Here is a 26,646-nt window from a genome sequence, read left to right as displayed (position 1 = left end):
TTGTCACGATTGGGCACCATCATATTGTTAGTTGTCAAACAATTTCTGCGCCGATCTCCGCGCAAATGTTGGACCATCGGCGCGGTTCGTGAAAGAGTGAACCGAAATTAGGCGATGTGAACATGATGGACGCGGAAACCAACCACGATTACCGGCTCGAGGACCAGATCGGATTCAAGCTGCGGCTGGCAAACCAGAAGCATCTGGAGCTTTTCGCCCGCATGATGCCCGAGGTGACGCCGACGCAATTCGCCATCCTGTCCCGGCTGCGCGATTCCGGCCCGATCTCGCAGAATCACCTGGGCCGGCTGGTCGGGCTCGACGCGGCGACCACCAAGGGCGTGGTCGACCGGCTCAAGGTCAAGAACCTGGTGACCAGCGCCAAAAGCCCCACCGACATGCGCCGGCTGGTGATCTCGCTCACCGACGAGGGGCGGCGCTTTGCCGACAGGGCGGTGGTGACCGCGGCCGAGATTTCCCGCGCCACCGCCGCCAACCTGACCCCGCGCGAACTCGACCGCCTGCTGGCGTTGCTGGACAAGCTGTAGGCCGGGTTGTTGCCCGGTGTCGGAGGGTAAGCACCTTACATGCACCCGCCGCACGGGGGCCGCACTTCATAAAAATCCAGAAGTTTACTTGGAACGCCGAGCCGACATTCGAACCTCGCACCCTGCCCGGAACAGCCGCGAAGCGGCCCGGGCATCGCACGGCCGCCCCCCGGCCGGGCGATTGGCTGCCGCCAGTGCCACGGTCTGAGGGAGGAAGTGGCGGCGCGATAAAGTGACCGCAACAAAGGTTGGATCGCCCGACCGCGGCCATGCGCTGCCCTTTTGTTGCGAAACAAATCGAACAGTAGAAAAGCCCGCGAAGCTGCCCTCGGGTTATACCTCCTCCGGCAAAGCCGTCATCCTACCGCAACCCGTCCTTGCCCTCGGCCTCTTCATGGGTCAGCCCGCCGACGCGCGGCAGGGGGCGGCCGCTGTCGGTGACGGCCACCGCCACCATGATCTCGTCCGCGCGCGGCGCGTCGTTCATCCGCACCTCGACCCCGTCGAAATGGCTGCGCACATAGGCTGCGTCCTTGTGGCCCAGCGGCACGTCCAGATCCTGCCCCGGCCCGCCCATCTTTTTCGACGACGGCACCAGCGCGGCGCCCTTTTCCACCGCCTTGCGCAAAGGCGCGCCCAGTTTCGGATGCAGGATCGCGGCGGCGTGCTCCAGCTCGCCGTTCTCGCCCACCATCGCGGCCTTGCCATAGCTTTCGGCCTGCGCGGGTTCGATCCCCAGCGCGGCCACCGCCTTTTCGCCCAGCAGCCCGCCCAGCTCCTCGCCGATCTCCATCAGCTCCGACAGATCCTCGTGATATTTCCCGGCGAACGGGTTGCGGATGACCGCCACCGCCACGGCCTTGCGCGTGGGCGGCAGGATTTTCTTCCCGATCTCGGCATGGGTCTCCTCGACCCAGACCGCCAGCTTGCGAATCCCGGCTTTCATCTCAGACCGTCCTCTCCCTTGATATCCGCAGCGGCCAGACCGCCCGCACGGTTGTGCACCCGCGCACCGGTCGTCATCACCAGCACCACCGCCATTTCATCGGCGCGCGGCGCATCGTTCAGCCCCACCTCGATACTGTCGAAATGGCTGCGCACGTAGCTTGCCCCGGTATGGGTCACCGGCACGTCCAGCCGGGTGCCCGGCCCGCCGACCTTCTTGGTCGAGGGCACGATGGCCTTCGAGCCGCCCAGAACCTCGCGCATCGCGTAGCCGCCCGGCGCGTGCCACAGCGCGCCATGCTCGGTCTCGCCGGCCAGTCCGACGATGGCGCCCTTGCCATAGCCCTCGACCACCGAAGGGTCGCCGCCCAGCATGTCGACCAGCCGCTGCGCCATCATCACGCCCAGCGGTTTCAGATCGTCCATGAAGGGCTGGATATCCTCGTGATAGGCCCCGGCATAGGGGTTGCGGATCACCGCCACGATAGCCGCCCGGCGATAGGGTGTCTCGGCCCGCGGCCCGCCCTCGTGGTGGATCTCCTCCAGCGAGGTGGCGATCTTTCTTATCTCGACATCAGGCATTCACATAGTTCCTTTCGATTTTCCTTGCACCGGCATTGGCATCCACCTGCCGTGCCTGCCCCCGCAGCATCAAAGCCGCCCCTTCGATCAACCCACGCTCGCGCATCCCGCGCGCCACCGCAACACCGGCCTCCAGCGCGCGCGCCACGTCCGCCGCCACCAGCGCCCCGACACGGGTGACCACCAGCCGCCCGCCCAGATCGCTGTCGGGTTGCAACTCACGTGCCGGAACGCGCGCAATCGCGGGATGGCCCGGCAGATCCACCGCGTTGGCGATCAGCGTCGCCGCCACGTCCGCCCGCGCCGCATCGCGCGCCAGCACCGTCACGCTGTCGGCGATGCCCAGCGACAGGCTGCGCCCGCCCGCGCCGCTGGTCGCCACGCCGCGCACCGGGCTGTCGGCGGCAATCTCGGCCTGCCCCAGCGCCGCGCCGTCCAGCCCCGCCACCCCGACCGAGAACCGCCGCCCCGCTCCAAGGTGCAGCGCGATATCGCCGCCATTGTTCACATAGGCCCGAGTCAGCGGCCCCGCCGCCACCATCGCCGCCAGCACCTCGTCGGCGACCGATCCCGCAACCGCGGCCATCGGCGTGACGAACCCCGCCGCATGGGGCACACAGGCCGCATGCATCCGCCGCGCCACCGCGCCCGCCGGCCTGTCGCCCGGCGCGGACCGCAGCAGCGGCAACTCCTCCACCAGCTCCGGCAGCACCGTCTGAAACCGCGCCCAGGCCGCGCGATAGGCCGCGCGCCGGTCGCCATCGGCCCCGATCACAAGGTCGATGGGCCCGTGCTGCAAATGCAGCCGGTCCCCGGGCAGCATGGCAGCCACCGGGCCGGTCATGTCCGGCCCTTCTTCGCATGGCTCCAGCGGTGGTGCTGGCGGGTATGCGGATCGGGCCCGCCGGTCGGCAACACCTTGCGGATATCGGGGTTCAGCACCTGGCCCACGGGTTTCACATGGTCCACATGCCCGCCCAGGGCGGCGTAATCCCCGGCCCGCAGCGTGAACTCGATGGGCGCGACCAGCGCGGGCGTCGGCACGTAGCCGAAGGAATTGCTGGGCATCTCCATCACATCCGCCATGAAGGTGATGCCGCCCCCCGGCCAGACATAGGCCTCGGCCCCGCCGCAACTGACATAGGTCAGCGCATCCTTGACCGAATGGGTCAGCCGCACCGGGTTTTCCGTCACCCCCGCCCGCAGGCTGCCGCCCGCGCCGCCCATGAACAGCACCGAGCACAGCGACGGCTCGCAATTCTCGGCGATCCGCTCACAGCTTTGCAGCAGCGGCGGGGTGATCCCGGCCACCTGCGGCTGCAAATCCTCGTCCAGCGTGAAATAGGCCCATTGCTCGCCCGTGGTCGACACCATCAGCAGCCGCAGCCCCGGCCAGGCCAGCTTGGGATCGGCCGGGCGCAGGATGGTCAGCGGGTCCTCCACATCGGTGCCGCCCCAGCCGGTGCCGGGTTCCGCCACCTGGAAATACCGCCCCGGCGTCGAGCGCCGCCCGTTGATCTTGATCCCCGAGGGCCGCATCCCCAACTGCTTGCCCGCCTCGTGCTCGGTCAGCACGCCGGTGATGTGGTCATCGACCACGATCACCTCGTCCACATGCGGCTCCCATTGCTTGGCGAACATCCCGATCGTGGCCGAGCCGCAGCCCACCCGCATCAGCTTTTCCGGCTGGCCGTTGATGACCGGCGGCTGACCGGCCTGCACCACAAGGATCGCGCCGCCGTCGATCACCATCTCCACCGCCTCGCGGTTGCACAGCCGCAGCAGCGCGTCGCAGGTCACGCGGCCCTCTTTCTTGGACCCGCCGGTCAGGTGTTCGACCCCGCCAAGCGACAGCATTTTCGATCCGTATTCGGATGTCATCACATGGCCGATCGCCTCGCCGTCCACGCGCACCACGGCGCGTTCGTGGCCAATATGGCGGTCGGTGTCGATCTTCACCTTGACCCCACAATAGCTGAAGATTCCCTCGGTCACGACCGTCACCATGTCGACGCCCTCGACCTCCTGGCTGACGATGAAGGGGGCGGGCTTGTAATCGGGATAGGTGGTGCCCGCGCCCACGGCGGTCACGAAGGTGCGGTCGCCCTGGATCATGTCGCCGTCCCAGTCCTGCGCCTGCGCGTCGTCATGCAGGAACGCCACCGCCTGCGCGCCCGACTGGATCACCGTCAGCGGGTCCAGCCGCACAAGCTCGCCGTCGTGATTGGCATAGCGGTCGCAGGCCCCGGCCTTGCCGTCGGCGATATAGCACATCACCGGGCAGGCATCGCAGCGGATCTTTTCGGGTCTGGTGCGGGGGGTATCGTCAGGCATCGCTGCCTCCTGTGATGGAATGCAAAAGCCTCGGCAGCGCCGGGCCGACCGGAAAAACCTCACCCATGCCCCGCCTCCTTCAGCGCGGCGCGCAACCGCGCGGGCGTCACCGGCACCTGCCGCAGCTTCGCCCCCGTGGCGCGCGTGATCGCGTTCAGGATCGCCGGCGCGGTGGGGATCAGCGCATGTTCGCCCAGCCCCTTGGCGCCGAACGGGCCGTGCGCGTCCGCCTCCTCGATGATCAGCGTGTCGATGGGGGGCACGTCGCCGAAGGTGGGGATCAGGTAATCGTGCAGGTTCTCGGTGCGCCCCGGCAGGAATTCCTCCATCAGCGCCATGCCCAGCCCCTGCGCCACGCCGCCCTGCACCTGGCCCTCGACCAGCAGCGGGTTGATCGCGCGACCCACGTCATGCGCGGCCACCAGCCGCAGCACCCGCGTGGTGCCCAGCGCCGTATCCACCTCGACCATCGCCAGATGCGCGGCATAGCCGAACTGCGCATAAGGCACGCCCTGCCCGTTCTCGTCCAGTGGCGCGGTCGGCGGGTCATAGCTTTCGGTCACCCGCAGCACATAACCCTCGTCATCCCCGGCCATCCGGTCCAGCCGCAGCGGATGGCGGCCCGTCCCGTCCTCGACACACGCGCCCGCGCCCAGCCGCAAAACCGCATCCCCGGGCGCGTTGACCAGCGCCAGCACCTGCCGCCGCAGCGCCAAGCCCGCCAGCCGCGCGGCGTTGCCGGTCACGAAGGTCTGCCGGCTGGCCGAGGTCTTGCCCGCGTCCGGCGTCACATCCGTGTCGCCCCCGACAAGCCGGATGCCCGCCGGATCGACCCCCAGCGCCTGCGCGAATATCTGCGTGATGACGGTGTTCGAGCCCTGCCCGATATCCGCCGCCCCCTGGTGCAGCACAACCGTGCCATCCGCCCGCAACCCCGCCTTGATGGTCGAGGGGTTGGGCAACGAGGTATTGCCGCAGCCATACCAGCCCGCGCCGATCCCCACCCCACGCCGCAGCACACCGCCGCGCGCATTGAAGGCATCGCAGTCGGCGCCCAACGCCTTCCAGTGCGGGCGCAGCGCCTCAAGACAGGCGCGAATGCCCACGCCCTGTTCGAACACCTGCCCGCAGATCGTGGGCACACCGTTCTCCAGCGCGTTCTTCAGCCGGAACTCCAGCGCGTCCATACCCAGCTTGCCAGCCAGTTCGTCGAACAAAAGCTCCTGCGCGATGGCCGATTGTGGCACGCCGAAACCGCGAAACGCCCCGGCGGGCGGGCCGTTGGTGTAAATCCCCCGCGCCCGCGCCAGGTAGTCGCGCACGCGATAGGGCCCCGAGGCATGGATCGGCACCCGGTTCGCCACGGTCGGCCCCCAGCTTGCATAGGCACCGGTGTTGAACAGCCCCTCGAACCGCATCCCCGAGATCACGCCGTCCCGCGTCGCGCCGATCTCCAGTCGGATCTGCGCCGGGTGCCGCTTGGTGGTCGATTGCATCGATTCGATCCGGCTATAGGCCATGCGCACCGGCTGCCCCAGCCTCAGCGCCGCCAGCGCAAGGTAAGGCTGCACCGAGACATCCAGCTTGGACCCGAACCCGCCGCCCGTCGCCGTGGGCACGATGCGGATATCCCGCAGCGGCATCGCCAGCGCACCGGCCAGCATCTCCTGGTCCATCACCGGGGCCTGCGTGCAGGCATGGACATGGACACGGCCCTCGACCACCTCGGCAAATCCCGCCTCGGGCTCGATATAGGCGTGCTCGACGAACGAGGTGGTGAAATCCCCCTCCACCACCACATCCGCCCGGTCCAGCGCCGCCCCGGCCTCGCCGTGTTTCACGAACCCGCCGGTCATCACGTTCTGCGCATGGCCCTCGTGCAGTTGCGGCGCGTCCCCGGCCATCGCTTCACCCACCGTCAGGACAGGGGGCAACTCTTCCCACGCCACCGGGAAATCCGCCGGATCGAACCGCGCCATCTCGTCCGCAGGGCCAACGACCGCCGCCACCGCCTCGCCCCGGAACCGGACATAGCCCTCGCCGAATACCGGCTGATCCTCGAACCCGGGAATCACGCCATAGCTATTGCGCCCCGGCACATCCGCCGCCGTCAGCACCAGCCGCACCCACGGATGCGCCGCGCGGAACGCCTCCGGATCGCCAAGGCGGAACCGCGCGTGGAAATGCGGGCTGCGGATCACCCGCAACACCAGCGCGCCCACGGGCGCCACGTCGTCGCCGAACCGCTCGCGCCCGTCGACCTTGGGCAGCCCGTCCAGCCGCATCAGCGGCGTGCCCACCGCCCCGCTGACCGGCGCAGGCGCCACATCGCCCTGCCCGGCCGCCACCACCGCATCGACGATCTTGCGATAGCCGGTGCAGCGGCACAGAACCCCGCCCAGCGCATCCTCGACCGCCGCCGCGTCGGGGCGCGCGCGTTCGCGCAGCAGCGCTATGGCCGAGACCATCATGCCCGGCGTGCAGATCCCGCATTGCGCCGCCTGGTGCGCCTGGAACGCCTGCACCAGCCGCTGCCCCTCGTCGCTGCCGGCAACACCGCTGACCGTTTCGATGCGCGCCCCCCCGGCCCGCGCCGTGGGCATCAGGCAGGCACAGACCGGCGCGCCGTCCACCAGCACCGTGCAGGCCCCGCAATCGCCCGCGTTGCAACCGATCTTGACCTCGCGCGCACCCAGCCTTTCGCGCAGCGAGTGCGACAGCCGCTCGCCCGCATCGGCATCGACCGACACCGCCTGACCGTTCAGGGTGAACCCCGTGCGCGTGATTGCGTTGGGCCTGTCCATCATGCCTCCTCCGCCGCTGTCCCGACCGCGCGCGCCACCAGCGCCGCAACCGCGTCCATCCGGTAATCCGCGCTGCCCCGCACATCGGATATGGGCGCCAGCCCGCCCAGCAGGTCCGGCGTCACGATGCGCGCAACCGCGCCCGCGTCGGCGCCGACCAGCGCGCGCTCCAACTCGGGCAGCCGCCGCGCCACCGGCGAACAGGCGCCCACCGCCACGCGCGCATCCGCCACCCGGCCCGCCTCGGCCCGCACCAGCGCCGCCACCATCGCGATCGAGATCACGAGGTATTTCCGCGACCCCAGCTTTTCGAACGCCGCCCCCGCCGACAAGGGATCGGGAATGTGGATCGCCCGCAGCAATTCGCCCGGTCGCAGGCCGGTCCGGCGCACGCCGGTCACGAAGCGGTCCAGCGGCACCTGCCGCACGCCCCCGGGCCCCACCAGCTCCACCGTGGCGTCCAGCGTCAGCAGCGGCGGCATCCCGTCGGCGGCGGGCGAGGCGTTGCAGATATTGCCGCCCACCGTGCCCGCGTTCTGGATCTGGACCGACCCGACCACCCGCGCCGCGGCCCGCAACCCGTCGAACCCGCGCGGCAGCTCGGCGCGCGCGATCTCGGTCCAGGTGGTCGCCGCGCCGATGCGCCAGCCATCGCCGTCGCGCGCGATCCCACGAAAACCCGGCAGGCGCGTCACGTCCAGCACGTCCTGCGGCACCGGCCCGTCGCCGCGCGACGGGTACCAGTCGGTGCCCCCCGCGATCACCGACGCGCCCGCGCCCAGCGCGGCCAGCGCGTCGTCGATCCTGTCAGGCCGGTGAAACCCCATGCGCAACCCCGCGTGATTTCGTTTGCACACGAACAAGAAAGCGCCCCGCGGGGGATTCTGTCAAACCCTTTTCCATTTGCTGCAAATGCAAACGCCCCGTCTTGATCGCTTTGCCAATTCTGTTAGCGTTCAAATGAATTGCAACAGGGAGTCGCCGGCCATGTCAGACGCGCCGAAGAAACTTGTCATCCGCAACATCGGCCTGATGCTTTCGGGCCGGATGGAAGAACCGATCTACGACGCCGATTGCCTGATCGCGCTCGACGGCCGGATTTCCGACTGGGGGAAAGAGGCCGATCTGGATACCTCCGGCGCCGATACCACGATCGACGCGCAGGGCGTCACGCTGGCCCCCGGCCTGATCGACAGCCACGTGCACCCGGTGGTGGGCGATTACACCCCGCGCCAGCAACAGCTGCACTGGATCGACAGCACCCTGCATGGCGGCGTGACCACGATGATCTCGGCGGGCGAGGTGCATATGCCCGGCCGCCCCAACGACCCCATCGGCACCAAGGCGATGGCGATTGCAGCACAACGCTGGTACGACAACCTTCGCCCCTCGGGGATGAAGGTCCATGCCGGTGCGCCGCTGCTCCAGCAGGGTCTTGAAGAGGAAGATTTCAGGGAAATGGCCGCCGCCGGCGTGCGCCTGATCGGCGAGGTCGGCCTTGGCACCGTCAAGGACGGCAAGACCGCCAACAAAATGATCGGCTGGGCGCGCAAATACGGGATGCAATCGACCATCCACACCGGCGGCCCGTCGATCCCCGGCTCGGGGCTGATCGACGCCGACATGGTGCTGGAAACCGGCACCGACGTGGTCGGCCATATCAACGGCGGCCACTCGGCCCTGCCCGACGACCAGATCGTGTGCCTGTGCGAAAACTGCAAGGCGGCGCTGGAAATCGTGCATAACGGCAACGAACGCGCCGCCCTTCTGACGCTGAACACCGCGCGCGAGCTGGACAAGATGGACCAGCTGATCCTCGGCACCGACGGCCCTGCGGGCTCGGGCGTGCAGCCGCTGGGCATCCTGCGCATGGTGGCGATGCTGTCCGCGCTCGGCAACATCCCGGCCGAGGTGGCGTTCTGCTTCGCCAACGGCAACACCGCGCGGCGGCGCAACCTCGATTGCGGGCTGATCGAAAAAGGGCGCGCGGCGGATTTCGTGCTGATGGACCAGGCCCAGCACGCGCCGGGCAAGCACATCCTCGAATCGGTGCAACTGGGCAACCTGCCCGGCGTCGGCATGATGATCATCGACGGTATCGTGCGCTCGGAACGCAGCCGAAACACGCCCCCCGCCATGCGCCTGCCGCAGGTGGTGTCGTGACGCGGTGATTATTTGAAAATCCCGCGCGGGACGGCCCCGGCGGCGCGATTGATGACGCGCAACGCGGGGATCTGCCGTTTTCGACAACGGTTTTTCCATTTTATCGAGGATCGAGAGGCTGCGGCCTGAGTCAGGACTGTCGGCGGGCCTTCGCGCGACGTGCAGCGAATGACGGGATCGAGCCGAGCCAACATTCCACGTTAAGCGCAACCGAAGGGCAGCGCATGGCCGCGGTCGGGCGATCCGACGACTGTGAGTGGCAGTTTATCGCGCCGCCACATCCTCCCTCAGACCGTGGCACTTGCGGCAGCCAATCGCCCGGTCGGGGGCGGCCGTGCGGTGCCCGGGCCGCTGCGCGGCTGTTCCGGGCAGGGTGCGAGGTTCGAACAATGGCACAAGCCGGATGGCAGAACCATATGTCCCAAATGGAAACGCATCTGCGTCATGTGCTTTCCGGTGCATTGGTTTTGCCGGTTTTTCCGGCAGAACGTGGAACACCCATGTGGCCATTTTCAATTGATCTTGGACCTTGCGCCCCGGCACTGTATGCGTGACCCCGACAGCGGGATCACGGAACGGACATGGCCAGATCATCACGTCTCAGGAAATCCGACTGGCTTGATGCCGGGCTTGATGCCCTGGCCAGGCACGGCCCCGACGCGCTCAAGGCCGAGCCATTGGCCCGCGCACTGGGCACCACCAAGGGGTCGTTCTACTGGCATTTCGCCGATGTGCCGGCCTTTCACGCCGAACTGATCGCGCATTGGGCCGACAATGCGAATATCGCGCTTTTCGATGCCGCCGAACAGGCCGACACCCACACCGCCGCGCTGCGCGGCATGGCCCAGCAGATCGCGGCCCCGAACCCGCGCGATCCCTTCGCCCGCGCCGAACCGGCAATGCGCGCCTGGGCCGCATCGCATGACGGCGCGGCCGGGGCCATCGCCACGATCGACAGCGCCCGGCTGCAGGTGATCGGCGCCCTGCTCGACCGGATCGGCGTGTCGAACCGCGAAATCGCGCAGCTGATCCTCGCCGCCGCCAACGGGCTGCCCGCAAAGACCGGGGGCGACCCGATGGGCACGCTGGTCGATCTGGTGCTCGCGCTGCGCTAGGCGCTCATCGGGCTGGCCCGACAGGCACATCACGCCAAAACTTAACGACCGCGCGATTTCAGAGCGAAACCGCGCGGTTTTCCCGAAATCGGGGCGCGTTCGGCCAATTCGGGGCCGTTTCGCCCCTCCACCCGTTAACCTTTCGTCAGGAACCGCGCGGCCTGTGCCCGCAACCGCGCGGTTTTTCTTAACCTTTTGTCAGGAACCGCGCGGTTTCGCAGCCCGACCGCGCGGTTAACGCACCGCACGCCGCGCCAGCGCATCCAGGAAACGCTGACGCGCCTCGGGCAAGGGCCTGTTGCCCAGGTCATGCGCCAGGTGATGCGTCAGGAAATACCCCGTCACCCGCAATGCCTCGGAAATCTCGGAATCCGCCGCCTCACCCTGCCCCAAAAGGCAGGCGGGCAAGGGCAACAACCGGTCCGCCCACTCCCCCGCACCCGCGCGCGAAACCGCCCGCCCGGTGCGCGGCGAGACATAGGCCAACCCCTCCTCACCCCCCGTCACAGCGCAACGCGACAGGTCCAGCCCATAGCCCAGATCCTCCAGCAAAACCTGCTCCCACCGCAAGTAGGCCAGCGGCCAGAGGTCGGAATTTCCCAGCAAATCCAGAAGGTTCTGACTGTGCCGATACAGCCCCTCATGGGCCTCGCGCTCCGGCAGCGCGAACTGCAACAGGGCCACGACAGCGTTCAGCCCGGCCAGCGCCAGCCGGTCGCCCATCACCGCCGCCATCCGGCTGCGCAACGGCTCGACCGTGAAGGCGCCGATGTGATCCTCCAGCCGCGCGCGCCACGTCAGGTCAAGCTGCGCGCCCGGTTGCAGCACCGGCGCCATCCGCCGCCCCGCACCGCCCCGCACCACGCCCGCATGGCGCCCGCGCGAGGGTGTGAACACCTCGATGATCGCGGCGCTTTCGCCATGCCGGCGGCTGTGCAGCAATATCCCCTGATCGCGCCATTCCATGCCCGGATCATCCCGCGCAAGCCCCAGAAAAACAAGGGCTTATCCAAGCCCCGCCCGGTCCAGAAGGTGCCGGCCCTGCCGGTCCTCGACCTCGATTACCCAAAGGTCGGGATCGGTCGCCCGCTGCCGCGCCAGGGTGGCGTCGACATCCCGCTCAACCCCGTCGGCCAGCACGTCCCACACCCTGTCGCCGCTCATCAAATCGAAGGTGCGGTGGAACAGCCGCGCCTGTCCGTCCAGCGTGTTCAGCTTGACCAGCACCGCGCCGCCGGTGTCGTCGCCATGCGCCACCACGAAGGCCGGGATATCCAGCAGCCGCAGCCGCGCCAGATAGGCATCCACCCAGAACCGCGCTGTCAGCCGCGCGCCCACGCGGCCCCCTTCATCGTTCTGGAAATACTCGATAAAACGCCTGCCATCAGGCGTTCCCGTCGCGGAAATCGAGGCCCATTTCCGAGTATCGCTCCGCCTCGTCCAGCCAGTTTTCGCGCACCTTCACCTGTAAAAACAGATGCACCCGGCGGCCCAGGAATTCCTCCAGCTCCTCGCGCGCGGCCTTGGAAATCGCCTTGATCGTCTCGCCCTTCCTGCCAAGGATGATGCCCTTGTGCCCGTCCCGCGCGACATAGATCACCTGGTCGATCCGGGCCGATCCGTCCTTGCGCTCTTCCCAGTTCTCGGTTTCGACGGTCAGCTGATAGGGCAGTTCCTGGTGCAGCCGCAGCGTCAGCTTTTCGCGCGTCATTTCCGCTGCGATCATGCGCAGCGGCAGGTCGGCGATCTGGTCCTCGGGGTAAAGCCACGGACCCTCGGGCAATTCGCCCGCCAGCCATGTCTTCAGGTCTTCGACCCCGTGCCCCTTTTCCGCCGAGATCATGAAGGTTTCGGCGAAATCGTAACGCTCGTTCATGTCCTTGGTCAGCGCCAGCAGCGCGGGCGCTTCGACGCGGTCGATCTTGTTGATGGCCAGCGCGACCTTGCGGCCCTTCGCCACCTCGGGCAGTTCGGTCAGGATCGCCTCGACGCCCTCGGTGACGCCGCGATGCGCCTCGATCAGCAGCACGACGATATCGGCATCCGCCGCCCCGCCCCAGGCCGCGGCGACCATCGCGCGATCCAGCCGGCGGCGCGGCCTGAACAGGCCCGGCGTGTCGACGAACACGATCTGCGCATCGCCCTGCAGCGCGACACCGCGGATACGCGCGCGGGTGGTCTGCACCTTGTGGGTGACGATCGACACCTTGGCGCCCACCATCCGGTTGGTGAGGGTGGATTTTCCGGCATTCGGTTCGCCGATCAGGGCGACAAAGCCGCAGCGCGTGGTCATCTGGGTCTATCCTTCGTGATGGTGCGGCGGGCATAGCCGATTGCGGCGGCCAAGGCGAGTCCGCTTGATCGGGGCGCGGCGGCGGGTCAGGCCCCGGCCGACAACCGTTCCAGCAATGCCTTGGCGGCTGCCTGTTCGGCCTGCCGTTTCGATCCGGCCACGGCCTCGGCCCGGTCGCCGTTCTGCAATTCGACGGCGATGGTGAATTCGGGGGCGTGATCGGGGCCGGCGCGCCTGACCTCGGAATAGGCGGGCGGCGGCATCCCGCGGGCCTGCGCCCATTCCTGCAGCGCGGTCTTGGGATCGCGGGCGTCGGCCTCGACCCGTCCGATGCGGTCGCCCCAGAGCCGCAGGATCATGTCGCGCGCCGCGTCAAACCCGGCATCGAGATAGACGGCAGCGATCACCGCCTCCATCGCGTCGCCCAGCAGCGCCTGCTTGCGCCGCCCGCCCGACAGCATCTCGGAGCGGCCCAGTTTCAGCGCCTCGCCCAGCCCGATCTCGCGCGCGACATCGGCGCAGGCCTCCTTGCGCACCAGCGCGTTGAAGCGCGGGGCAAGCTGGCCCTCGGTCGCTGATGTGTCATGGGCCAGCAGCGCCTCGGCCATCACGAGGCCCAGCACCCGGTCGCCCAGGAATTCAAGCCGCTGGTTGTCCTTGCGCGTCGGCGAGGACATCGAGGAATGCGTGACCGCGCGCGTCAGCAGGTCGGGCCGGGAAAACCCGTGCCCGATGCGCGCCTCAAGCGCCTTCAGCTCGGCCGCAAGCTTCACTCGATCCCCTTGAAGAAACGGTCGCCGCGCCATGTCCAGAAGGCCAGCATTGATCGCCCGGCAGACGAGAACATCACCCGGTCGGCGCGGCCGATCAGGTTTTCGTAAGGCACGAAACCCACGCCGCCCGCCTGCGGCGGCACGCGGCTGTCGGTGGAATTGTCGCGGTTGTCACCCATGAAGAAGTAATGCCCGCTGGGCACGGTGTAGACCGGCGTGTCGTCCGACCCCTGCCGCGTGATGTTCAGGATCGCGTGTTCGGTCCCTTCGGGCAGGGTTTCGATCTGGCGCGACTTGGTGCAGACCGCGCCCATGCCCACCGGCCCGTTTTCGCAGCGCGGGCGCAGGCGTTGCGGGCCCTGCGGCTGGGCCAGTTCCTCGAACGTGCCGGCATCGCGGAGTTCGACCGGCGTGCCGTTGATGAACAGCCGCCCCTCGCGCATCTGCACGGTATCGCCGGGCAGGCCGATCAGGCGCTTGATGTAATCGGTCCCGTTGACCGGGTGGCGGAACACCACCACGTCGCCGCGCCTGGGCTCGCCGCCGAGGATGCGGGTGTTGTCGCCGTCGAGGAACCCGCAGATGTTCCTGGCGTCGATATGCAGCCCGATGGCCGGGATGCGGATCGTCGGGCAGGAGGCGTAGGAATAGCCATAGGTCATCTTGTTGACGAACAGGAAATCGCCGATCAGCAGCGTATCCTTCATCGACCCGGAGGGAATCCAGAACGGCTGGAAAAAGATCGTCCGAAAGACGCCCGCGATCAGAAGCGCGTAGACGATCGTCTTGACGGTTTCGACGAAGGCGTTGCCCTTCTTGGCCTCGGAGGTCATTGCGTGTTCCTTGCGGTTGGGGTCTGGCGCTTCATGCGGGCGGGGGCGGTGGGAGTCAAGCCAGCGGCCTGGCCTCGATCACGACAAAAGCCTGCGCCCAAGGGTGATCGTCGGTCAAGGTTACGTGAATGATCGCCTCGTGGCCCGGCGGCGTCATCTCGTCCAGCCGGTCCTTTGCCCAGCCCGTCACCTCCATCACCGGCTGGCCCGAGCGCAGGTTGGACACGGCCATGTCCTTCCACGCGATGCCCATGCGCAGCCCGGTGCCAAGCGCCTTGGAGCACGCCTCTTTCGCGGCCCAACGCTTTGCGTAGGTGCCGGCGGTGTCGCGGCGGCGTTCGGCCTTGGCCTGTTCGACGGGGGTGAATACGCGGTTGCGGAAGCGGTCGCCGAAACGGTCGAGCGTGTTCTGGATACGCTCGATATTCGCAAGGTCGGTGCCGATGCCCAGGATCATCGCGGCCGCCCCAGGATCAGCGTCCAGTAGGGGCGCCCGTCGCCGCCCGCGCGCATCGCGGCGCCCGCCTGCGTGACGTCGCGCATCAGGATGTTGCGGCGGTGGCCGTCTGACTGCATCCAGCCCGCCACCACGCCCCCGGCATCGCGGTAGCCATGGGCCACGTTCTCGGCCGCGGCGCGATAGCCATAGCCCGCATCGCGCAGCCGCGCGCCCAGCTTGCGGCCGCCCCGGCCGGTATGGGACATGCGCCCGGTGGCGGCCATGAAGCATGAGTGATCGCCCGCCGCCCCGGCAAGCGCGCCGCTCTGCGCCAGTGCGGGCAGGCCGTGCCGCTGCCGTTCGCCGTTGACCAGCGCGACCACCTGCGCGGCCTGCGCCTGCGCATCGGGCGGCAGCGCGCAATCCGCCCGCGCAACGCCCGCCGCCATCGCGGCAAGCAGCACCGGCGCAAGGCGGCGCAGCAGGATCACGCGCGCGCCTCGTCCATCAGGCGGCGCATTTCGGCGATGGCCGGGCCCAGCCCGCGAAAGATCGCCTCGCCGATCAGGAAATGGCCGATATTCAGCTCCATCACCTGCGGGAAGGCGGCGATGGGTTTCACGGTGTCGTAGGTCAGCCCGTGGCCGGCATGGACCTCGAGCCCGAGGTCATGGGCCAGCGCGGCCATGTCGCGCATCCGCTCCAGCTCGGCATCGCGGGCGTCGAACCGGCCTTCGGCATGGGCATCGCAATAGGCGCCGGTATGCAGTTCGATCACCTGCGCGCCGATGCGCGCCGCGGCCTCGATCTGCGGACGGTCGGCGGCGATGAAGATCGACACCCGGCAACCCGCATCGCGCAGGGGGGCGATGAAATGGGCCAGGCGGTTTTCCTCGCGTGCAACCTCGAGCCCGCCCTCGGTGGTCTTTTCCTCGCGCTTTTCGGGCACGATGCAGACGGCGTGGGGCTTGTGGCGCAGGGCGATCTTCTGCATCTCGTCGGTGGCCGCCATCTCGAAATTCAGCGGCACCGAAAGCGCCTGCGTCAGCGCGTCGATATCGGCATCGGCGATGTGGCGGCGGTCTTCGCGCAGGTGGGCGGTGATACCGTCGGCACCGGCCTCTTCGGCCAGTTTCGCCGCGCGCACCGGATCGGGATAGGCCCCGCCGCGCGCGTTGCGCACGGTGGCCACGTGGTCGATGTTCACACCCAGGCGCAGTTTCCCCAACGGCTCCATCGGTTGTCCTTTCCTCTGACGGGGCAGGTTGCGCGGCAGCCTAATCCCCCTTTGCGCGATCCTCTGCGGCCGCTTGCCGTTTCTTCCGCAACGCCGCCAGCTTGGCCTTGATCGCACCCTTGCGGCGATTCTGGTAGGCGCGGATCAGCGGCACGCTGATGTAATAGCAGACCGCACCGGCGACGATGCCGGGGATGATCCCGCCGATGAGATAGGGAAAGAACACCTCGTCATAGAAGACCGAGAGGCGGGACCAGTCCATATTGGCATCGGTAAAGGCGGCGACGAAATTGTGTTTCAGGTCGGCGCCCGCATCCACGAACATCCGCCCGAACGAGCCGTGCATCTCGGCATGGGCGCGCTTGTTGATGCCCAGCAGCCAATAGCCGGTATTCAGCGATACGACCCCGATCGGCACATAGGTCAGCGGGTTGCCGAAGAACGTCGCCAGCAGCGCCGCGATGATGTTGCCGCGCATGATCCAGGCGATCGTCGCGGCGATCACGAAATGCAGGCCGTAAAACGGGGTAAAGGTGGTCAGGACACCGGCAAAGATGCCGCGCGCGATGCGGTGGGGCGGATCGGGAAGGCGGCGCAGGCGGTGCTTGACGTAAAGCGCGGCCCGCCGCCAACCGCCGCGGGGCCAGAAAAATTCCAGCACGATCTTCCAGATCGGCCGTCTGTCCCTGCGTTTGAAAACCACCTCGGGCCCTTTCGTCAATTCCTTTGCGCGTTCAGGCGCGTCGGGTCGCGCAGACGGCTGACGGCGGCGACATCGCTTTCCGCCTCAAGCGCGGAGACAAGCGAATGAAGATGCTCGGCGTCGCGCAAATCCACATCAATATGTAGTCGATAGAAATCAGGTTTCCTGTCCACGAACTCAAGGTCCGAGATATTGGCCTTCTGCTCGCCGATCAATGTGCAAATCCGTCCCAGCACACCGGCGTCGTTGCCGATGGTGACATCCAGCGTCGCGGTATAGATCGCAGGGTGCGTGCCGCTGTGCCAGTGCAGGTCGAGCCAGCGTTCGGGCTGGTCCTCGTATTCGGTCAGCGCCTCGCAGTCGATGGCATGGACCACCACGCCGCGGCCGCGATAGGTGATGCCGACGATCCGCTCGCCCGGCAGCGGCTGGCAGCAGGGCGCGCGGTCGAACCTCTGGTCCGGCGACAGGCCGATCACGGCGCGGGCGCGGTCGATTTCCTCGGTTTTGGTGGGGGCGAGGTCGGGGTAGATCGCCTGCACCACCTCGCGCCCGGTCAGCTCGGCGCTGCCCAGTCGCGCCAGAAGCTCGTTCCGGTCCGACAGCCGCAACTGCCTGGCCGCGGTATCGAGCGCCTTGTCGGTCGCCTTTTTGCCGACGTTCTCGAACGCGGCGCGCGCCAGTTCGCGGCCCAGCTTGGAGAACCGTTCGCGGTCGGCTTCGCGCAGGGCGCGGCGGATCGCGGTCTTGGCCTTGCCGGTGGTCGCGATCTCAAGCCAGGTGGCCTGGGGCGTCTGGCCCTCGGCGGTGATGATCTCGATCGACTGGCCGTTCTTCAGCCGCGTCCACAGCGGCACGCGCATCGAATCGACCTTGGCGCCGACGCAGGCGTTGCCGATCCTTGTGTGGATGGCATAGGCGAAATCAATCGGCGTGGCGCCTTTCGGCAGCTTCACCACCTCGCCCTTGGGGGTGAAGCAGAACACCTTGTCGGTATACATCTCGAGCTTGACCGCCTCGAGGAAATCCTCGTGATCCTCTTCCGAGATGAACTGTTCGGTCAGGCCACTGATCCATTTGGCCGGGTCGACGGCAAAGGGGTTTTCGCTGCGCACCCCGTCACGATAGGACCAGTGCGCCGCCACGCCGGTTTCGGCCACGTCATGCATGGCCTGCGTCCTGATCTGCACCTCGACCCGCTTGCCGTCGCGCCCCGACACCGTGGTGTGGATCGAACGGTAGCCGTTCGATTTCGGCTGGCTGATGTAATCCTTGAAGCGGCCCGGCACCGCGCGCCAGCGCTGGTGGATCGCGCCCAGCGCCTTGTAGCAATCCATTTCCGAGCGGGTGATGATGCGGAACCCGTAGATGTCGGACAGGCGGGAAAAGCCCATGTCCTTTTCCTGCATCTTGCGCCAGATCGAATAGGGTTTCTTGGCGCGGCCGAACACCTGCGCGTCGATGCCCGCCTTTTCCAGCTCGGTCCGCATGTCGCCGGTGATGCGCGGGATGACGTCGCCGGTTTCCTTCTGCAGCGTGATGAAGCGGCGCATGATTGAGGCGCGGCCTTCGGGGTTGAGCACCTTGAAGGCCAGGTCCTCAAGCTCTTCGCGCATCCACTGCATACCCATGCGCCCGGCCAGCGGCGCGTAGATATCCATCGTCTCGCGCGCCTTCTTGGCCTGCTTTTCCGCGCTCATCGCCTTGATCGTCCGCATGTTGTGCAGCCGGTCGGCCAGCTTGACCAGGATCACGCGCAGATCCTTGGACATCGCCATGAACAGCTTGCGGAAGTTCTCGGCCTGCTGGGTTTCGGTGCTGGACAGCTGCAGGTTGGTCAGCTTGGTGACGCCGTCGACCAGTTCGGCGATCTCGTGGCCAAACCGGGTTTCGACCTCGGCATAGCTGGCCTTGGTATCCTCGATCGTGTCGTGCAGCAGGGCGGTGATGATCGTCGCGTCGTCCAGCCGCTGTTCGGTCAGGATCGCCGCCACCGCAACCGGATGGGTGAAATAGGGCTCGCCCGAGCGGCGGAACTGCCCCTCGTGCATCGAGAGGCCATAGTCATAGGCCGCGCGAATAAGCGCCTCGTTGGTTTTCGGGTTGTAGTTGCGGACAAGCGCGATCAGGTCGTCAGCCGCGATCATTCCATCCGCGTCCCGTTCGGCGAGCTCAGCCCTGCCCCTGTGCTTCCATCAGGGCGCGCAGGAGCTTTTCTTCGGAAAGATCGTCCTCGGCCGGCTTGTCGGCGGGTTCGCCACGGCCCATGAGCAGCGCCATGGAATCCTCTTCGGGCTCGTCCACCTCGATCTGGGTCTGATTCGATTCGATCAGACGCTCGCGCAGTTCGTCGGCCGATTGCGTTTCCTCGGCGATTTCCCGCAGCGCCACGACCGGGTTCTTGTCGTTGTCGCGGTCGACGGTCAGGCCGGCACCGGCGGAAATCTCGCGTGCGCGGTGTGCGGCAAGCATCACCAGCTCGAACCGGTTGGGAACCTTGTCGACGCAATCTTCTACGGTCACGCGGGCCATTCAGCACACTCCAATCATCGTGGGCGGGTCAGAAAGCCGGTGCCTACCGCATCGCCGGGGAAATGACAAGGGCGTTCACGCGATCGGGATCACCGCGGCGCGGTCCCGCTCGGGCAGGTCGGCGCACATCTGCGATACGCTGCGGCCCAGAACGGGGTGGCGCCAGCCGGGGGCGATATCGGCCAGCGGCACCAGCACGAAGGCCCGGTCCTGCAGGCGCGGATGCGGCAGGATCAGCCGGTCGGGCGCCTTTTCGCGCTGCTCGTCGGGGCCAAGCCGCATCCATGCGGCCTGCGTCTCGCGGTCGGGGAGCACCAGGTCGCCGATGCCCAGAAGGTCCAGGTCCAGCGTGCGCGCGCCCCATCTTTCGGTGCGCTCGCGGCCGAAAGCGGCCTCGATCCGGTGCAGCCGGTCCAGCAGTTCGCCGGGGGCAAGGGCGCTCTCGACCTGCGCGGCGGCGTTGACGTAATCGGGCCCCGCACCGGGCGGGAAACAGGGCGTGCGATAGAACCGGCTGCAGGCGGAAACGGGGCCGACAATATTACCGATGCGGGACAAGACATCCCGCAGAACAACCTGCGGTAATTTGTCGCCTATTGGCATATTCGCGCCCAAGGCGATCAAGCAACGTTGATCCATCGTCATCGGAGCCCTATCCTTTTGCGACAATAAAGCCCTTGCCGGAGGCAACCGATAGCCGTATTTTTTTGCCACGCCTGAAGCGACCGCACATTTTCACTCACGAGTGTCGTCTTCGGGTACAATCGGAAGGACCTTTTATGTTCTATAAAGACGAACGGCTGGCGCTGTTCATCGATGGGTCGAACCTTTACGCCGCAGCGAAGGCGTTGGGCTTTGACATCGATTACAAGCTGCTCCGACAGGAATTCATGCGCCGCGGAAAGCTGCTGCGTGCATTCTACTATACGGCGCTGCTGGAAAATGACGAGTATTCGCCTATCCGACCCCTTGTTGACTGGTTGCACTATAACGGTTTCACCATGGTGACCAAGCCGGCGAAGGAATATACCGACAGCCAGGGACGCCGCAAGGTCAAGGGCAACATGGATATCGAACTGACCGTCGATGCCATGGAGCTGGCACCGCGCGTCGATCACATCGTGCTGTTTTCCGGCGACGGCGATTTCCGCCCCCTTGTCGAAAGTCTCCAGCGGCAGGGCGTGCGCGTTTCGGTAGTATCCACGATCCGCAGCCAGCCACCGATGATCGCCGACGAGCTGCGCCGGCAAGCCGACAATTTCATCGAACTCGACGAGTTGAAGGAAGTGATCGGCCGCCCGCCCCGCGAACCCAGCGCGCAGCGCGAAACCGCCTACCAGGCCGGTTGAGGGGTCAATCGTCCGCCGCCATGGCATTGACTTCGTCGTGGCGGGCGATGATCTGTGCGGGCCAGGTGCTTTTGATATAGGCCAGCGTCGCCAGTATCTCCTGGTCGCTCAGGACATCGCCAAAGCCGATCATCCGGCTTTGGTAACCATTCCCGACCAATGCCTCGATCCCGTATTTCGTGATGGCGACAAGCTGGTCGTCGGGGTGATGCCACGTGTGCCCGCTTGCGTCATGGGGCGGCGCGGGCAGATAGCCCTCGGCATCGCGGTCGCGCCAGTTTTCCTGCCCTTCGAGCTGCACGCCATGGCAGCTGGCGCAGTAATCCGCATAGATCCGCGCGCCCTCGCGCAGCGCCGCCGGATCGCGGTAGGGCAGGATCCCGCCATGGTCCGAGGCCGTGGCCTGGCCCGGGAGAACCAGTATCATGGCGCAAAGCGCGGGAATGGGAAGCGTTCCTGCCGACATGGCCACAGGCTGCCACAGACCGGCGCCCGCGCAACCCACATCTGCGTGAGGATCAGGCCGCGTCGCTTTGGCGGACCAGCGTGTCGATGGTGGATTTCAACTCGGCCAGCTTCACCGGCTTGGACAGGTAGCCGTCCATCCCCGCCGAAAGGCATCTCTCGGCCTCGCCGTTCAGCGCGTTGGCGGTGATCGCAACGATCGGGATATGCCCGCCCGGGCGGGCGGATTCGATCTCGCGGATATGCCGGGTCAGCGCGAAACCGTCCATCTCGGGCATGTGGCAATCGGTCAGCACGATGTCGAAATCCCCGTTCAGCCATTCCTTCATCGCGGCGCGTCCGTCGCCGACGATCGTCGCGCGGTAGCCAAGTTGCTCGATCTGGCGGCGGATGACCACCTGGTTGATCTCGTTATCCTCGGCCACGAGGATACGCGGCACCAGGGCCGAGGGCCTTGCGGTGATCGCGCCGGGGCGCAGCGACTTGCCCTCCTGGCCCGGGGCGCCACGGCTGCGCAACTGCCGCAGTGCATCCCACAGTTCCGACGGCAGCAGCGGGCCGGCCTGCACCGCCGCCGTGCCATCGAGCGGCGCACTGCCCGGCAGGCTGCGCGTGCGATTCAGAACCAGTATCCGGGCCTGTGGGAAATCCTGCCCGAACCCGGCGACCAGCGCGTCACGCGCGGGCTGGGCGTCGGGCTCCATGTCCATGACAAAGACCGTGTCCCGCGTCAGGGCGCGGGCGCGGTCCCACAGCGCGCCCCGGTCGTCGAGCGCGATCATCACACCGCCACAGGCTCCGATGTAATCCTTCCACGCCGCCAGGTGCCGCTGCCCCGCGCGATAGACGACAAAGGCGGTATCGGTGAAATCGGGGCGGTCCATGGCGCCCGACGGCGCGACGATGGGCAGGCACAGGGTGAATTCCGCCCCCTCCCCCGGCGTGCTTTCGACCGAGATCGTGCCGTTCATCTTGGTCACCAGCTGATGCACGATCGTCAGCCCCAGGCCCGAGCCGCCAAAGCGCCGGGTCGTCACCTCTTCGGACTGGCGGAACGGCTCGAAAAGCTGCTGCTGGAATTCCTCGCTGATGCCAATGCCGTCGTCGCGGAAGACAAGGCGCATCCGGTCGTCGGCATCCCGCGTCACCACCAGATCGACATGGCCGCCCGCCTCGTCCGCCGGCCGGCGCGAGAACTTGATCGCGTTGCCCAGCAGGTTCAGGATCACCTGCCGCAGGCGGCCGGCATCGCAGGTCACCTCGCGCGGCAGCGACATGTCGAAGTGCAGGCCGAGTTCGACATTGTAGGAGTCGGCGTAGGAGCGTAGCGTATCCACCGCCGCCTCGACCGTGTGCAGCAGGTCGGTGGGTTCGTTCACCAGCTCCAGCTTGCCGGCCTCGATCTTGGACATGTCGAGGATATCCTCGATGATGCGCAGCAGCGACGCCGAGGATTCCTGCACCGTTTGCAGGATGCGGCGCTGGTCCGGCGTCAGCTCGGTATTCTCGAGGATCTCGACCATGCTCACGACGCCGTTCATCGGCGTGCGTATCTCGTGGCTCATCGCGGCGAGGAATTCGCTCTTGGCGCGGTTCGCCACATCCGCCGCCTCGCGCGAGGCGCGCAGGCTTTCGTTGTTCCTGTACATCAGGTAGGTGAATACGCCCATCTCGAAACTGACCACGATGAAGGTACTGGACAGCGCGAAGAACGAGACATGCTGGCTTGCGAATTCCGCGCCAAGCAGCGGCGGCCCGAAATAATCGTGCCCCAGAAAGCGGGTGCCGAGCCATGCCGTCATGACGCCCAGCACCGCCGCGATCAGGTAATTCCGCTCGCGTATGAGCGAGAAGGTCAGGAACGGCCCCCCCAAAAGCGCGGCATACATCGTCTCGACATTGCCGGCGGGGTGCACGAGGAACACCGCAACCGTGATCGCCGCGACGCAGATGAAATACCACACCACCCGCCCCAGCAGGCTGTAGCCCAGCAGGACCGCAAGCAGCGACAGGCAGGTGCCGATCAGCACGAACCCCGCAACGGCCCCCACCACCCATTGCTGTGCCGCCAGGCTCATCATGAGCCAGAACATGCTGAGCGTGATGACGATCCAGGCCGTCACGCGCACCGTGTAGGTGATGTGCACGTCGCCGTCGGACAAAAGGTCTGGCTCGTTGCTCACGTTGTCGCCTCGAAAATCACTGGTTCTTATACGCACGCCTGCGCCGCCGCGGGCACGGCGGACGGATTGCGCCGGGATCGTGATCGCATGGTACCGTGGAATTAGGACGGTCAAATCATGGCAAGGATGGGGCGCCCGCACTGGACGCGGGCGTGCCATTCCCCTACCTGTGGGCCAAAGCCCGGAGACCGCGATGACCAAGCCACCGCTGACCATTCACCTTGCAGCCCCGCGCGGGTTTTGCGCGGGCGTGGACCGCGCGATCAAGATCGTCGAGATGGCGCTGGAGAAATGGGGCGCGCCGGTATTCGTCCGGCACGAGATCGTGCACAACAAATACGTGGTCGACGACCTGCGCGACAAGGGCGCCGTTTTCGTCGAGGAGCTGGACGAATGTCCCGGCGACCGCCCGGTGATCTTTTCCGCACATGGCGTGCCGAAATCCGTGCCCGCCGCCGCCGAGGCGCGGCAGATGATCTATGTCGACGCCACCTGCCCGCTGGTCAGCAAGGTCCATATCGAGGCCGAGCGCCACGCCGAGAACGGGTTACAGATCGTAATGATCGGCCATGCCGGCCACCCCGAGACCATCGGCACGATGGGCCAGTTGCCCGCCGGCGAGGTGCTGCTGGTGGAAACCGTCGGCGATGTCGCCACCCTGCAGGTGCGCGATCCGGGCAAGCTGGCCTATGTCACGCAGACCACCCTGTCGATCGACGACACCGCGGAAATGGTGGCCGCGCTCCGGGCGCGGTTCCCCGCCATCACCGGCCCGCACAAGGAAGATATCTGCTACGCCACCACCAACCGCCAGCAGGCGGTCAAGGAGATCGCGCCGCTTTGCGATGCGCTGCTGGTGGTGGGGGCGCCGAACTCGTCCAACTCGCGCCGGCTGGTCGAAGTGGCCGCGCGCGCCGGCTGCGCCTACGCGCAGCTGGTGCAACGTGCGGGCGATATCGACTGGCGCGCGCTGGACGGGATCGCCAGCCTTGGCATCACCGCCGGGGCCTCGGCCCCCGAGGTGCTGGTGACCGAGGTGATCGACGCGTTCCGCGACCGCTACGACGTGACGGTGTCACTTGTCGAAACCGCGCAGGAACGGGTGAATTTCAAGGTCCCCCGCGTGCTGCGCGAAGACGCGTGATGCCGACCGCGTTCGACCCAGAAGAGGTGCTGCGCCTGCCGCTGATGGCCACGCTGGGCACCCTGTCCGGCGATGGCGCGCCCTGCACCGCGCCAGTGTGGTTCGCATGGGAGGACGGCGCGCTGTGGATGCTGAGCGACGAGAGCGCCAGTTCGGCCCGCCGCATCGCCGCCGATCCGCGCGTTTCGGTCGAGATCGTCGATTACGACAACGCCGCCGGGCGGCTGCGCCACCTGGGCCTGCGCGGGCGGGCCAGCGTCGAACCGATGGACCCGGCGCTGTTCCGCCGGTTGCTGCGCCGCTATCTTGGCCCTGCGGAAACGTGGAACCCCTGGTTCATCGAGCATGTTGCCCGGATCGAAGACCCGTCCGGCCGGCTGATCCGGCTGGTGCCCGAAAGCACCTTCACCAACGATGTCAGCTATTTCCGCACCGGCCCCGATCTTGCGCCACCGCGCTGATCGCGCTGGACAGGCCGCGCCCGCCGGGGCAATCATGGCTGCATGATCTCGTTCCAGTTCCTGCTGACCGCCTTCGTCGTCGTCATCGCCCCCGGCACCGGGGTGATCTATACCCTTGCCGTCGGGCTGGGACAGGGGCGCTGGCCCGCCATCGCCGCCGCGCTGGGGTGCACGCTGGGGATCGTGCCGCACCTGCTGGCGGCCACGCTTGGGCTGGCGGCGGTGCTTCATGCCTCGGCGCTGTTGTTCAACGTGGTGAAATTCGCCGGTGTCGCCTATCTGCTCTACCTGGCGTGGAGCGCGCTGCGCAGCGACGGGGCGCTGGCGATCAAACCCGCCACGCAATCCGATCCGGGCCTTCGCATCGCGCGGCGCGGGGCATTGATCAACATCCTGAACCCCAAGCTGTCGATCTTCTTTCTTGCCCTGCTGCCGCCCTTCCTGTCCGGCGATCCCGCCGCCGCGACGCTGGAAATGGCGATACTGGGCGCGGTGTTCATGGCCATGACCCTGGCCGTGTTCGTCCTTTACGGTCTTTTCGCCGCCCGCGCCCGCGACTGGCTGCTTGGCAGCGACCGCGTGATGACCTGGCTCAACCGCTCGTTCGCGGCGATCTTTGCCGCGCTCGCCGGGCGTCTTGCGCTGGAGCGCGCCTGAGGGCCATAAAGGCGGCATGACACCGATACCCCGCGCCGCCCTTCTGCTTGGCCTTGCCGGTCTGATCCCGTTCCTGTGGGGCGCGGTCACCACCGTCTTTCCCGATCTCGGGATGTGGAGCGCGCGCGCCATCGGCCCGCGCTTTAGCGGGCCCTATGTCGGGCTGTTCTACGGCGCGGTGATCCTGTCCTTCATGTCCGGTGTGCTCTGGGGCTTTGCGACCCGCGCCAGCGGCAAGGTGGCCGCCACCGGCTATGCCCTGTCGGTCATTCCCGCGCTCTGGGCCTTTTTCATGACCGGCGGCGGCCCGACCAGCGCGGGCATCAGCCTGATCGCGGGGTTCACCGGCCTGCTGGGGCTGGACTGGCTGTTCTGGAAACAGGGCCTCGCGCCGCCCTGGTGGATGTCGCTGCGGGTGATGCTGAGCGTGGTCGCCATCGCCTGCCTTGCCGTGCCGTTGCTGGGATGAGCCGCGACGACGAAACCCTGCGCGTCTATGACGCCCGCGCCGCCGAATACGCAGGGGTGACGGCGGCGGATGCGCCGGGCCGGCTGCTTTCCGCCTTCATCGCGGCGCTGCCCGGCGGCGGGCGGGTGCTCGACCTCGGCTGCGGGCCGGGCATCGACGCCGGGCACATGGCGGCCGCCGGCCTTGTCGTCGAGGCGATGGATGCCTCGGCCGCCATGGTCGACCTGGCCCGCGCCCGCGACGGCGTGGCCGCGCGGCAGGCCGATTTCGACATGTTCGTGACCGAACGCCACAGCCAAAGCTACCACGGCATCTGGGCCAATTTCAGCCTGCTGCACGCCCCGCGCGCGGCCCTGCCCGGCTATCTTGCCGCGATCCACACCGCGCTGCGGCCCGGCGGGCAATTCCACATCGCGGTCAAAATCGGCACCGGCCAGGCGCGCGACAGCCTTGGCCGGACCTATACCTATTACATGCCGGACGAGCTGTCGGGGCTGCTGCGCGCCGCCGGGCTGGTTCCGCAGGCGCAAAGGCAGGGGCGCGAGCCCGGCCTTGACGGCAAACCGGCCGACTGGGTCGCCATCCGCGCCGCCCGCGCGTGACCGGCTTGCACCCCG

At 67.3% G+C, this 26,646-nt stretch carries 29 protein-coding genes; 9 read left to right on the top strand and 20 right to left on the bottom strand.

The window, feature by feature from the left end:
• The first annotated feature begins 122 nt into the window (after positions 1-122).
• Positions 123-548, top strand: coding sequence for a MarR family winged helix-turn-helix transcriptional regulator (locus F3H87_RS08355; RefSeq protein ID WP_149788122.1), 426 nt, complete (start codon positions 123-125; stop codon positions 546-548).
• 361 nt (positions 549-909) lie between these two features.
• Here F3H87_RS08355 and F3H87_RS08350 read toward each other — a convergent pair whose 3' ends face one another.
• From F3H87_RS08350 to F3H87_RS08325, 6 genes are read right to left on the bottom strand one after another with little or no spacing between them, the layout of a single operon-like run.
• Positions 910-1,494 carry an amino acid synthesis family protein gene (locus tag F3H87_RS08350; protein ID WP_149788121.1) on the bottom strand — a complete coding sequence of 195 codons (585 nt, stop codon included), beginning with the start codon at positions 1,492-1,494 and terminating at the stop codon, positions 910-912.
• The gene (locus F3H87_RS08345; RefSeq protein ID WP_149788120.1) at positions 1,491-2,075 is read right to left on the bottom strand and encodes an amino acid synthesis family protein; all 585 of its coding nucleotides are present in this window, start codon (positions 2,073-2,075) and stop codon (positions 1,491-1,493) included. Before F3H87_RS08345 ends, F3H87_RS08350 begins: the two co-directional genes overlap by 4 nt.
• Positions 2,068-2,919: a UPF0280 family protein gene (locus F3H87_RS08340; protein ID WP_149788119.1), complete on the bottom strand. Its 852-nt coding sequence runs from the start codon at positions 2,917-2,919 to the stop codon at positions 2,068-2,070. The genes F3H87_RS08345 and F3H87_RS08340 overlap by 8 nt, the downstream gene beginning before the upstream one ends.
• Positions 2,916-4,409 carry a 6-hydroxynicotinate reductase gene (locus F3H87_RS08335; protein ID WP_149788118.1) on the bottom strand — a complete coding sequence of 498 codons (1,494 nt, stop codon included), beginning with the start codon at positions 4,407-4,409 and terminating at the stop codon, positions 2,916-2,918. Before F3H87_RS08335 ends, F3H87_RS08340 begins: the two co-directional genes overlap by 4 nt.
• Before the next feature lie 59 nt (positions 4,410-4,468).
• Positions 4,469-7,213, bottom strand: coding sequence for a molybdopterin-dependent oxidoreductase (locus F3H87_RS08330; protein WP_149788233.1), 2,745 nt, complete (start codon positions 7,211-7,213; stop codon positions 4,469-4,471).
• Complete coding sequence (locus tag F3H87_RS08325; RefSeq protein ID WP_149788117.1) at positions 7,213-8,040, bottom strand: FAD binding domain-containing protein; 828 nt, start codon at positions 8,038-8,040, stop codon at positions 7,213-7,215. The genes F3H87_RS08330 and F3H87_RS08325 overlap by 1 nt, the downstream gene beginning before the upstream one ends.
• 160 nt (positions 8,041-8,200) lie before the next feature.
• Here F3H87_RS08325 and F3H87_RS08320 point away from each other — a divergent pair, with 160 nt between their 5' ends.
• Together F3H87_RS08320 and F3H87_RS08315 are read left to right on the top strand one after the other, a co-directional pair.
• Positions 8,201-9,376, top strand: a complete 1,176-nt coding sequence (locus F3H87_RS08320) for an amidohydrolase family protein (protein WP_149788116.1) — start codon at positions 8,201-8,203, stop codon at positions 9,374-9,376.
• A gap of 581 nt (positions 9,377-9,957) precedes the next feature.
• Positions 9,958-10,491: a TetR/AcrR family transcriptional regulator gene (locus F3H87_RS08315; RefSeq protein WP_149788115.1), complete on the top strand. Its 534-nt coding sequence runs from the start codon at positions 9,958-9,960 to the stop codon at positions 10,489-10,491.
• A 234-nt stretch (positions 10,492-10,725) separates the two neighbouring features.
• Here the strand turns inward: F3H87_RS08315 and recO are convergent, their stop codons facing one another.
• From recO to folK, 12 genes are all read right to left on the bottom strand, one after another.
• The gene (gene recO / locus F3H87_RS08310; protein WP_149788114.1) at positions 10,726-11,457 is read right to left on the bottom strand and encodes a DNA repair protein RecO; all 732 of its coding nucleotides are present in this window, start codon (positions 11,455-11,457) and stop codon (positions 10,726-10,728) included.
• 39 nt (positions 11,458-11,496) lie between these two features.
• Entirely contained in the window at positions 11,497-11,829 is a 333-nt protein-coding gene (locus tag F3H87_RS08305) for a DUF1491 family protein (protein ID WP_149788113.1), read from the bottom strand.
• A 46-nt stretch (positions 11,830-11,875) separates the two neighbouring features.
• Positions 11,876-12,784, bottom strand: coding sequence for a GTPase Era (era, locus tag F3H87_RS08300; RefSeq protein ID WP_149788112.1), 909 nt, complete (start codon positions 12,782-12,784; stop codon positions 11,876-11,878).
• An 86-nt stretch (positions 12,785-12,870) separates the two neighbouring features.
• Positions 12,871-13,557 carry a ribonuclease III gene (gene rnc / locus F3H87_RS08295; protein WP_149788111.1) on the bottom strand — a complete coding sequence of 229 codons (687 nt, stop codon included), beginning with the start codon at positions 13,555-13,557 and terminating at the stop codon, positions 12,871-12,873.
• Positions 13,554-14,390 carry a signal peptidase I gene (gene lepB, locus F3H87_RS08290; protein WP_149788110.1) on the bottom strand — a complete coding sequence of 279 codons (837 nt, stop codon included), beginning with the start codon at positions 14,388-14,390 and terminating at the stop codon, positions 13,554-13,556. Before lepB ends, rnc begins: the two co-directional genes overlap by 4 nt.
• Before the next feature lie 55 nt (positions 14,391-14,445).
• Positions 14,446-14,847 (bottom strand): holo-ACP synthase, encoded by a 402-nt coding sequence (gene acpS / locus F3H87_RS08285; protein WP_149788109.1) that lies wholly within the window; start codon positions 14,845-14,847, stop codon positions 14,446-14,448.
• Positions 14,844-15,320 (bottom strand): CAP domain-containing protein, encoded by a 477-nt coding sequence (locus F3H87_RS08280; RefSeq protein ID WP_149788108.1) that lies wholly within the window; start codon positions 15,318-15,320, stop codon positions 14,844-14,846. Before F3H87_RS08280 ends, acpS begins: the two co-directional genes overlap by 4 nt.
• Complete coding sequence (locus tag F3H87_RS08275; protein WP_149788107.1) at positions 15,317-16,066, bottom strand: pyridoxine 5'-phosphate synthase; 750 nt, start codon at positions 16,064-16,066, stop codon at positions 15,317-15,319. Before F3H87_RS08275 ends, F3H87_RS08280 begins: the two co-directional genes overlap by 4 nt.
• Positions 16,067-16,106: 40 nt before the next feature.
• Entirely contained in the window at positions 16,107-16,769 is a 663-nt protein-coding gene (locus F3H87_RS08270; protein WP_149788106.1) for a DUF2062 domain-containing protein, read from the bottom strand.
• A 14-nt stretch (positions 16,770-16,783) separates the two neighbouring features.
• Complete coding sequence (locus tag F3H87_RS08265) at positions 16,784-18,916, bottom strand: RelA/SpoT family protein (protein ID WP_149788105.1); 2,133 nt, start codon at positions 18,914-18,916, stop codon at positions 16,784-16,786.
• A gap of 25 nt (positions 18,917-18,941) precedes the next feature.
• On the bottom strand, positions 18,942-19,301 hold the full coding sequence (rpoZ, locus tag F3H87_RS08260; protein ID WP_149788104.1) for a DNA-directed RNA polymerase subunit omega: 360 nt from the start codon (positions 19,299-19,301) through the stop codon (positions 18,942-18,944).
• A gap of 75 nt (positions 19,302-19,376) precedes the next feature.
• On the bottom strand, positions 19,377-19,940 hold the full coding sequence (gene folK, locus F3H87_RS08255) for a 2-amino-4-hydroxy-6-hydroxymethyldihydropteridine diphosphokinase (RefSeq protein ID WP_317511202.1): 564 nt from the start codon (positions 19,938-19,940) through the stop codon (positions 19,377-19,379).
• A 140-nt stretch (positions 19,941-20,080) separates the two neighbouring features.
• On the opposite strand from folK, the gene F3H87_RS08250 reads away from it, so the two are divergent.
• Positions 20,081-20,650, top strand: a complete 570-nt coding sequence (locus F3H87_RS08250) for a LabA-like NYN domain-containing protein (RefSeq protein WP_090029050.1) — start codon at positions 20,081-20,083, stop codon at positions 20,648-20,650.
• A gap of 4 nt (positions 20,651-20,654) precedes the next feature.
• On the opposite strand, the gene F3H87_RS08245 is transcribed toward F3H87_RS08250, so the two are convergent.
• Positions 20,655-21,077 carry a c-type cytochrome gene (locus F3H87_RS08245; protein WP_223228010.1) on the bottom strand — a complete coding sequence of 141 codons (423 nt, stop codon included), beginning with the start codon at positions 21,075-21,077 and terminating at the stop codon, positions 20,655-20,657.
• A 91-nt stretch (positions 21,078-21,168) separates the two neighbouring features.
• On the bottom strand, positions 21,169-23,298 hold the full coding sequence (locus F3H87_RS08240) for an ATP-binding protein (RefSeq protein ID WP_188129197.1): 2,130 nt from the start codon (positions 23,296-23,298) through the stop codon (positions 21,169-21,171).
• A 193-nt stretch (positions 23,299-23,491) separates the two neighbouring features.
• Here F3H87_RS08240 and ispH point away from each other — a divergent pair, with 193 nt between their 5' ends.
• Genes ispH through F3H87_RS08215 form a run of 5 tightly spaced genes read left to right on the top strand, consistent with a single transcriptional unit; the run spans position 23,492 to position 26,631 of the window.
• Positions 23,492-24,442, top strand: a complete 951-nt coding sequence (gene ispH, locus F3H87_RS08235) for a 4-hydroxy-3-methylbut-2-enyl diphosphate reductase (protein WP_149788100.1) — start codon at positions 23,492-23,494, stop codon at positions 24,440-24,442.
• The gene (locus tag F3H87_RS08230) at positions 24,442-24,903 is read left to right on the top strand and encodes a pyridoxamine 5'-phosphate oxidase family protein (RefSeq protein WP_149788099.1); all 462 of its coding nucleotides are present in this window, start codon (positions 24,442-24,444) and stop codon (positions 24,901-24,903) included. Before ispH ends, F3H87_RS08230 begins: the two co-directional genes overlap by 1 nt.
• A 42-nt stretch (positions 24,904-24,945) precedes the next feature.
• Complete coding sequence (locus F3H87_RS08225; protein WP_149788098.1) at positions 24,946-25,560, top strand: LysE family translocator; 615 nt, start codon at positions 24,946-24,948, stop codon at positions 25,558-25,560.
• Positions 25,561-25,576: 16 nt separating this feature from the next.
• The gene (locus F3H87_RS08220) at positions 25,577-26,029 is read left to right on the top strand and encodes a DUF3429 domain-containing protein (protein ID WP_149788097.1); all 453 of its coding nucleotides are present in this window, start codon (positions 25,577-25,579) and stop codon (positions 26,027-26,029) included.
• Positions 26,026-26,631 carry a class I SAM-dependent DNA methyltransferase gene (locus F3H87_RS08215; RefSeq protein WP_149788096.1) on the top strand — a complete coding sequence of 202 codons (606 nt, stop codon included), beginning with the start codon at positions 26,026-26,028 and terminating at the stop codon, positions 26,629-26,631. The genes F3H87_RS08220 and F3H87_RS08215 overlap by 4 nt, the downstream gene beginning before the upstream one ends.
• The last annotated feature ends 15 nt before the right edge of the window (positions 26,632-26,646 follow it).

Origin of the sequence: Lutimaribacter pacificus (assembly GCF_900142185.1) — a bacterium.
Classification (GTDB): domain Bacteria; phylum Pseudomonadota; class Alphaproteobacteria; order Rhodobacterales; family Rhodobacteraceae; genus Lutimaribacter; species Lutimaribacter pacificus.
This window is presented reverse-complemented; position numbering and strand designations above follow the sequence as displayed.

Excerpts from the sequence above, each read along its gene's own strand:
- rpoZ (WP_149788104.1), bottom strand. The coding sequence starts at position 19,301 with ATGGCCCGCGTGACCGTAGAAGATTGCGTCGACAAGGTTCCCAACCGG.
- F3H87_RS08330 (WP_149788233.1), bottom strand. The coding sequence starts at position 7,213 with ATGGACAGGCCCAACGCAATCACGCGCACGGGGTTCACCCTGAACGGT.
- F3H87_RS08325 (WP_149788117.1), bottom strand. The coding sequence starts at position 8,040 with ATGGGGTTTCACCGGCCTGACAGGATCGACGACGCGCTGGCCGCGCTG.
- F3H87_RS08220 (WP_149788097.1), top strand. The coding sequence starts at position 25,577 with ATGACACCGATACCCCGCGCCGCCCTTCTGCTTGGCCTTGCCGGTCTG.
- F3H87_RS08355 (WP_149788122.1), top strand. The coding sequence starts at position 123 with ATGATGGACGCGGAAACCAACCACGATTACCGGCTCGAGGACCAGATC.
- F3H87_RS08215 (WP_149788096.1), top strand. The coding sequence starts at position 26,026 with ATGAGCCGCGACGACGAAACCCTGCGCGTCTATGACGCCCGCGCCGCC.
- ispH (WP_149788100.1), top strand. The coding sequence starts at position 23,492 with ATGACCAAGCCACCGCTGACCATTCACCTTGCAGCCCCGCGCGGGTTT.
- F3H87_RS08315 (WP_149788115.1), top strand. The coding sequence starts at position 9,958 with ATGGCCAGATCATCACGTCTCAGGAAATCCGACTGGCTTGATGCCGGG.
- F3H87_RS08340 (WP_149788119.1), bottom strand. The coding sequence starts at position 2,919 with ATGACCGGCCCGGTGGCTGCCATGCTGCCCGGGGACCGGCTGCATTTG.
- F3H87_RS08275 (WP_149788107.1), bottom strand. The coding sequence starts at position 16,066 with ATGGAGCCGTTGGGGAAACTGCGCCTGGGTGTGAACATCGACCACGTG.
- F3H87_RS08335 (WP_149788118.1), bottom strand. The coding sequence starts at position 4,409 with ATGCCTGACGATACCCCCCGCACCAGACCCGAAAAGATCCGCTGCGAT.
- F3H87_RS08345 (WP_149788120.1), bottom strand. The coding sequence starts at position 2,075 with ATGCCTGATGTCGAGATAAGAAAGATCGCCACCTCGCTGGAGGAGATC.
- lepB (WP_149788110.1), bottom strand. The coding sequence starts at position 14,390 with ATGACCTCCGAGGCCAAGAAGGGCAACGCCTTCGTCGAAACCGTCAAG.
- acpS (WP_149788109.1), bottom strand. The coding sequence starts at position 14,847 with ATGATCCTGGGCATCGGCACCGACCTTGCGAATATCGAGCGTATCCAG.
- F3H87_RS08250 (WP_090029050.1), top strand. The coding sequence starts at position 20,081 with ATGTTCTATAAAGACGAACGGCTGGCGCTGTTCATCGATGGGTCGAAC.
- era (WP_149788112.1), bottom strand. The coding sequence starts at position 12,784 with ATGACCACGCGCTGCGGCTTTGTCGCCCTGATCGGCGAACCGAATGCC.
- recO (WP_149788114.1), bottom strand. The coding sequence starts at position 11,457 with ATGGAATGGCGCGATCAGGGGATATTGCTGCACAGCCGCCGGCATGGC.
- F3H87_RS08245 (WP_223228010.1), bottom strand. The coding sequence starts at position 21,077 with ATGATACTGGTTCTCCCGGGCCAGGCCACGGCCTCGGACCATGGCGGG.
- F3H87_RS08320 (WP_149788116.1), top strand. The coding sequence starts at position 8,201 with ATGTCAGACGCGCCGAAGAAACTTGTCATCCGCAACATCGGCCTGATG.
- F3H87_RS08225 (WP_149788098.1), top strand. The coding sequence starts at position 24,946 with ATGATCTCGTTCCAGTTCCTGCTGACCGCCTTCGTCGTCGTCATCGCC.
- folK (WP_317511202.1), bottom strand. The coding sequence starts at position 19,940 with ATGGATCAACGTTGCTTGATCGCCTTGGGCGCGAATATGCCAATAGGC.
- F3H87_RS08350 (WP_149788121.1), bottom strand. The coding sequence starts at position 1,494 with ATGAAAGCCGGGATTCGCAAGCTGGCGGTCTGGGTCGAGGAGACCCAT.
- F3H87_RS08230 (WP_149788099.1), top strand. The coding sequence starts at position 24,442 with ATGCCGACCGCGTTCGACCCAGAAGAGGTGCTGCGCCTGCCGCTGATG.
- F3H87_RS08265 (WP_149788105.1), bottom strand. The coding sequence starts at position 18,916 with ATGATCGCGGCTGACGACCTGATCGCGCTTGTCCGCAACTACAACCCG.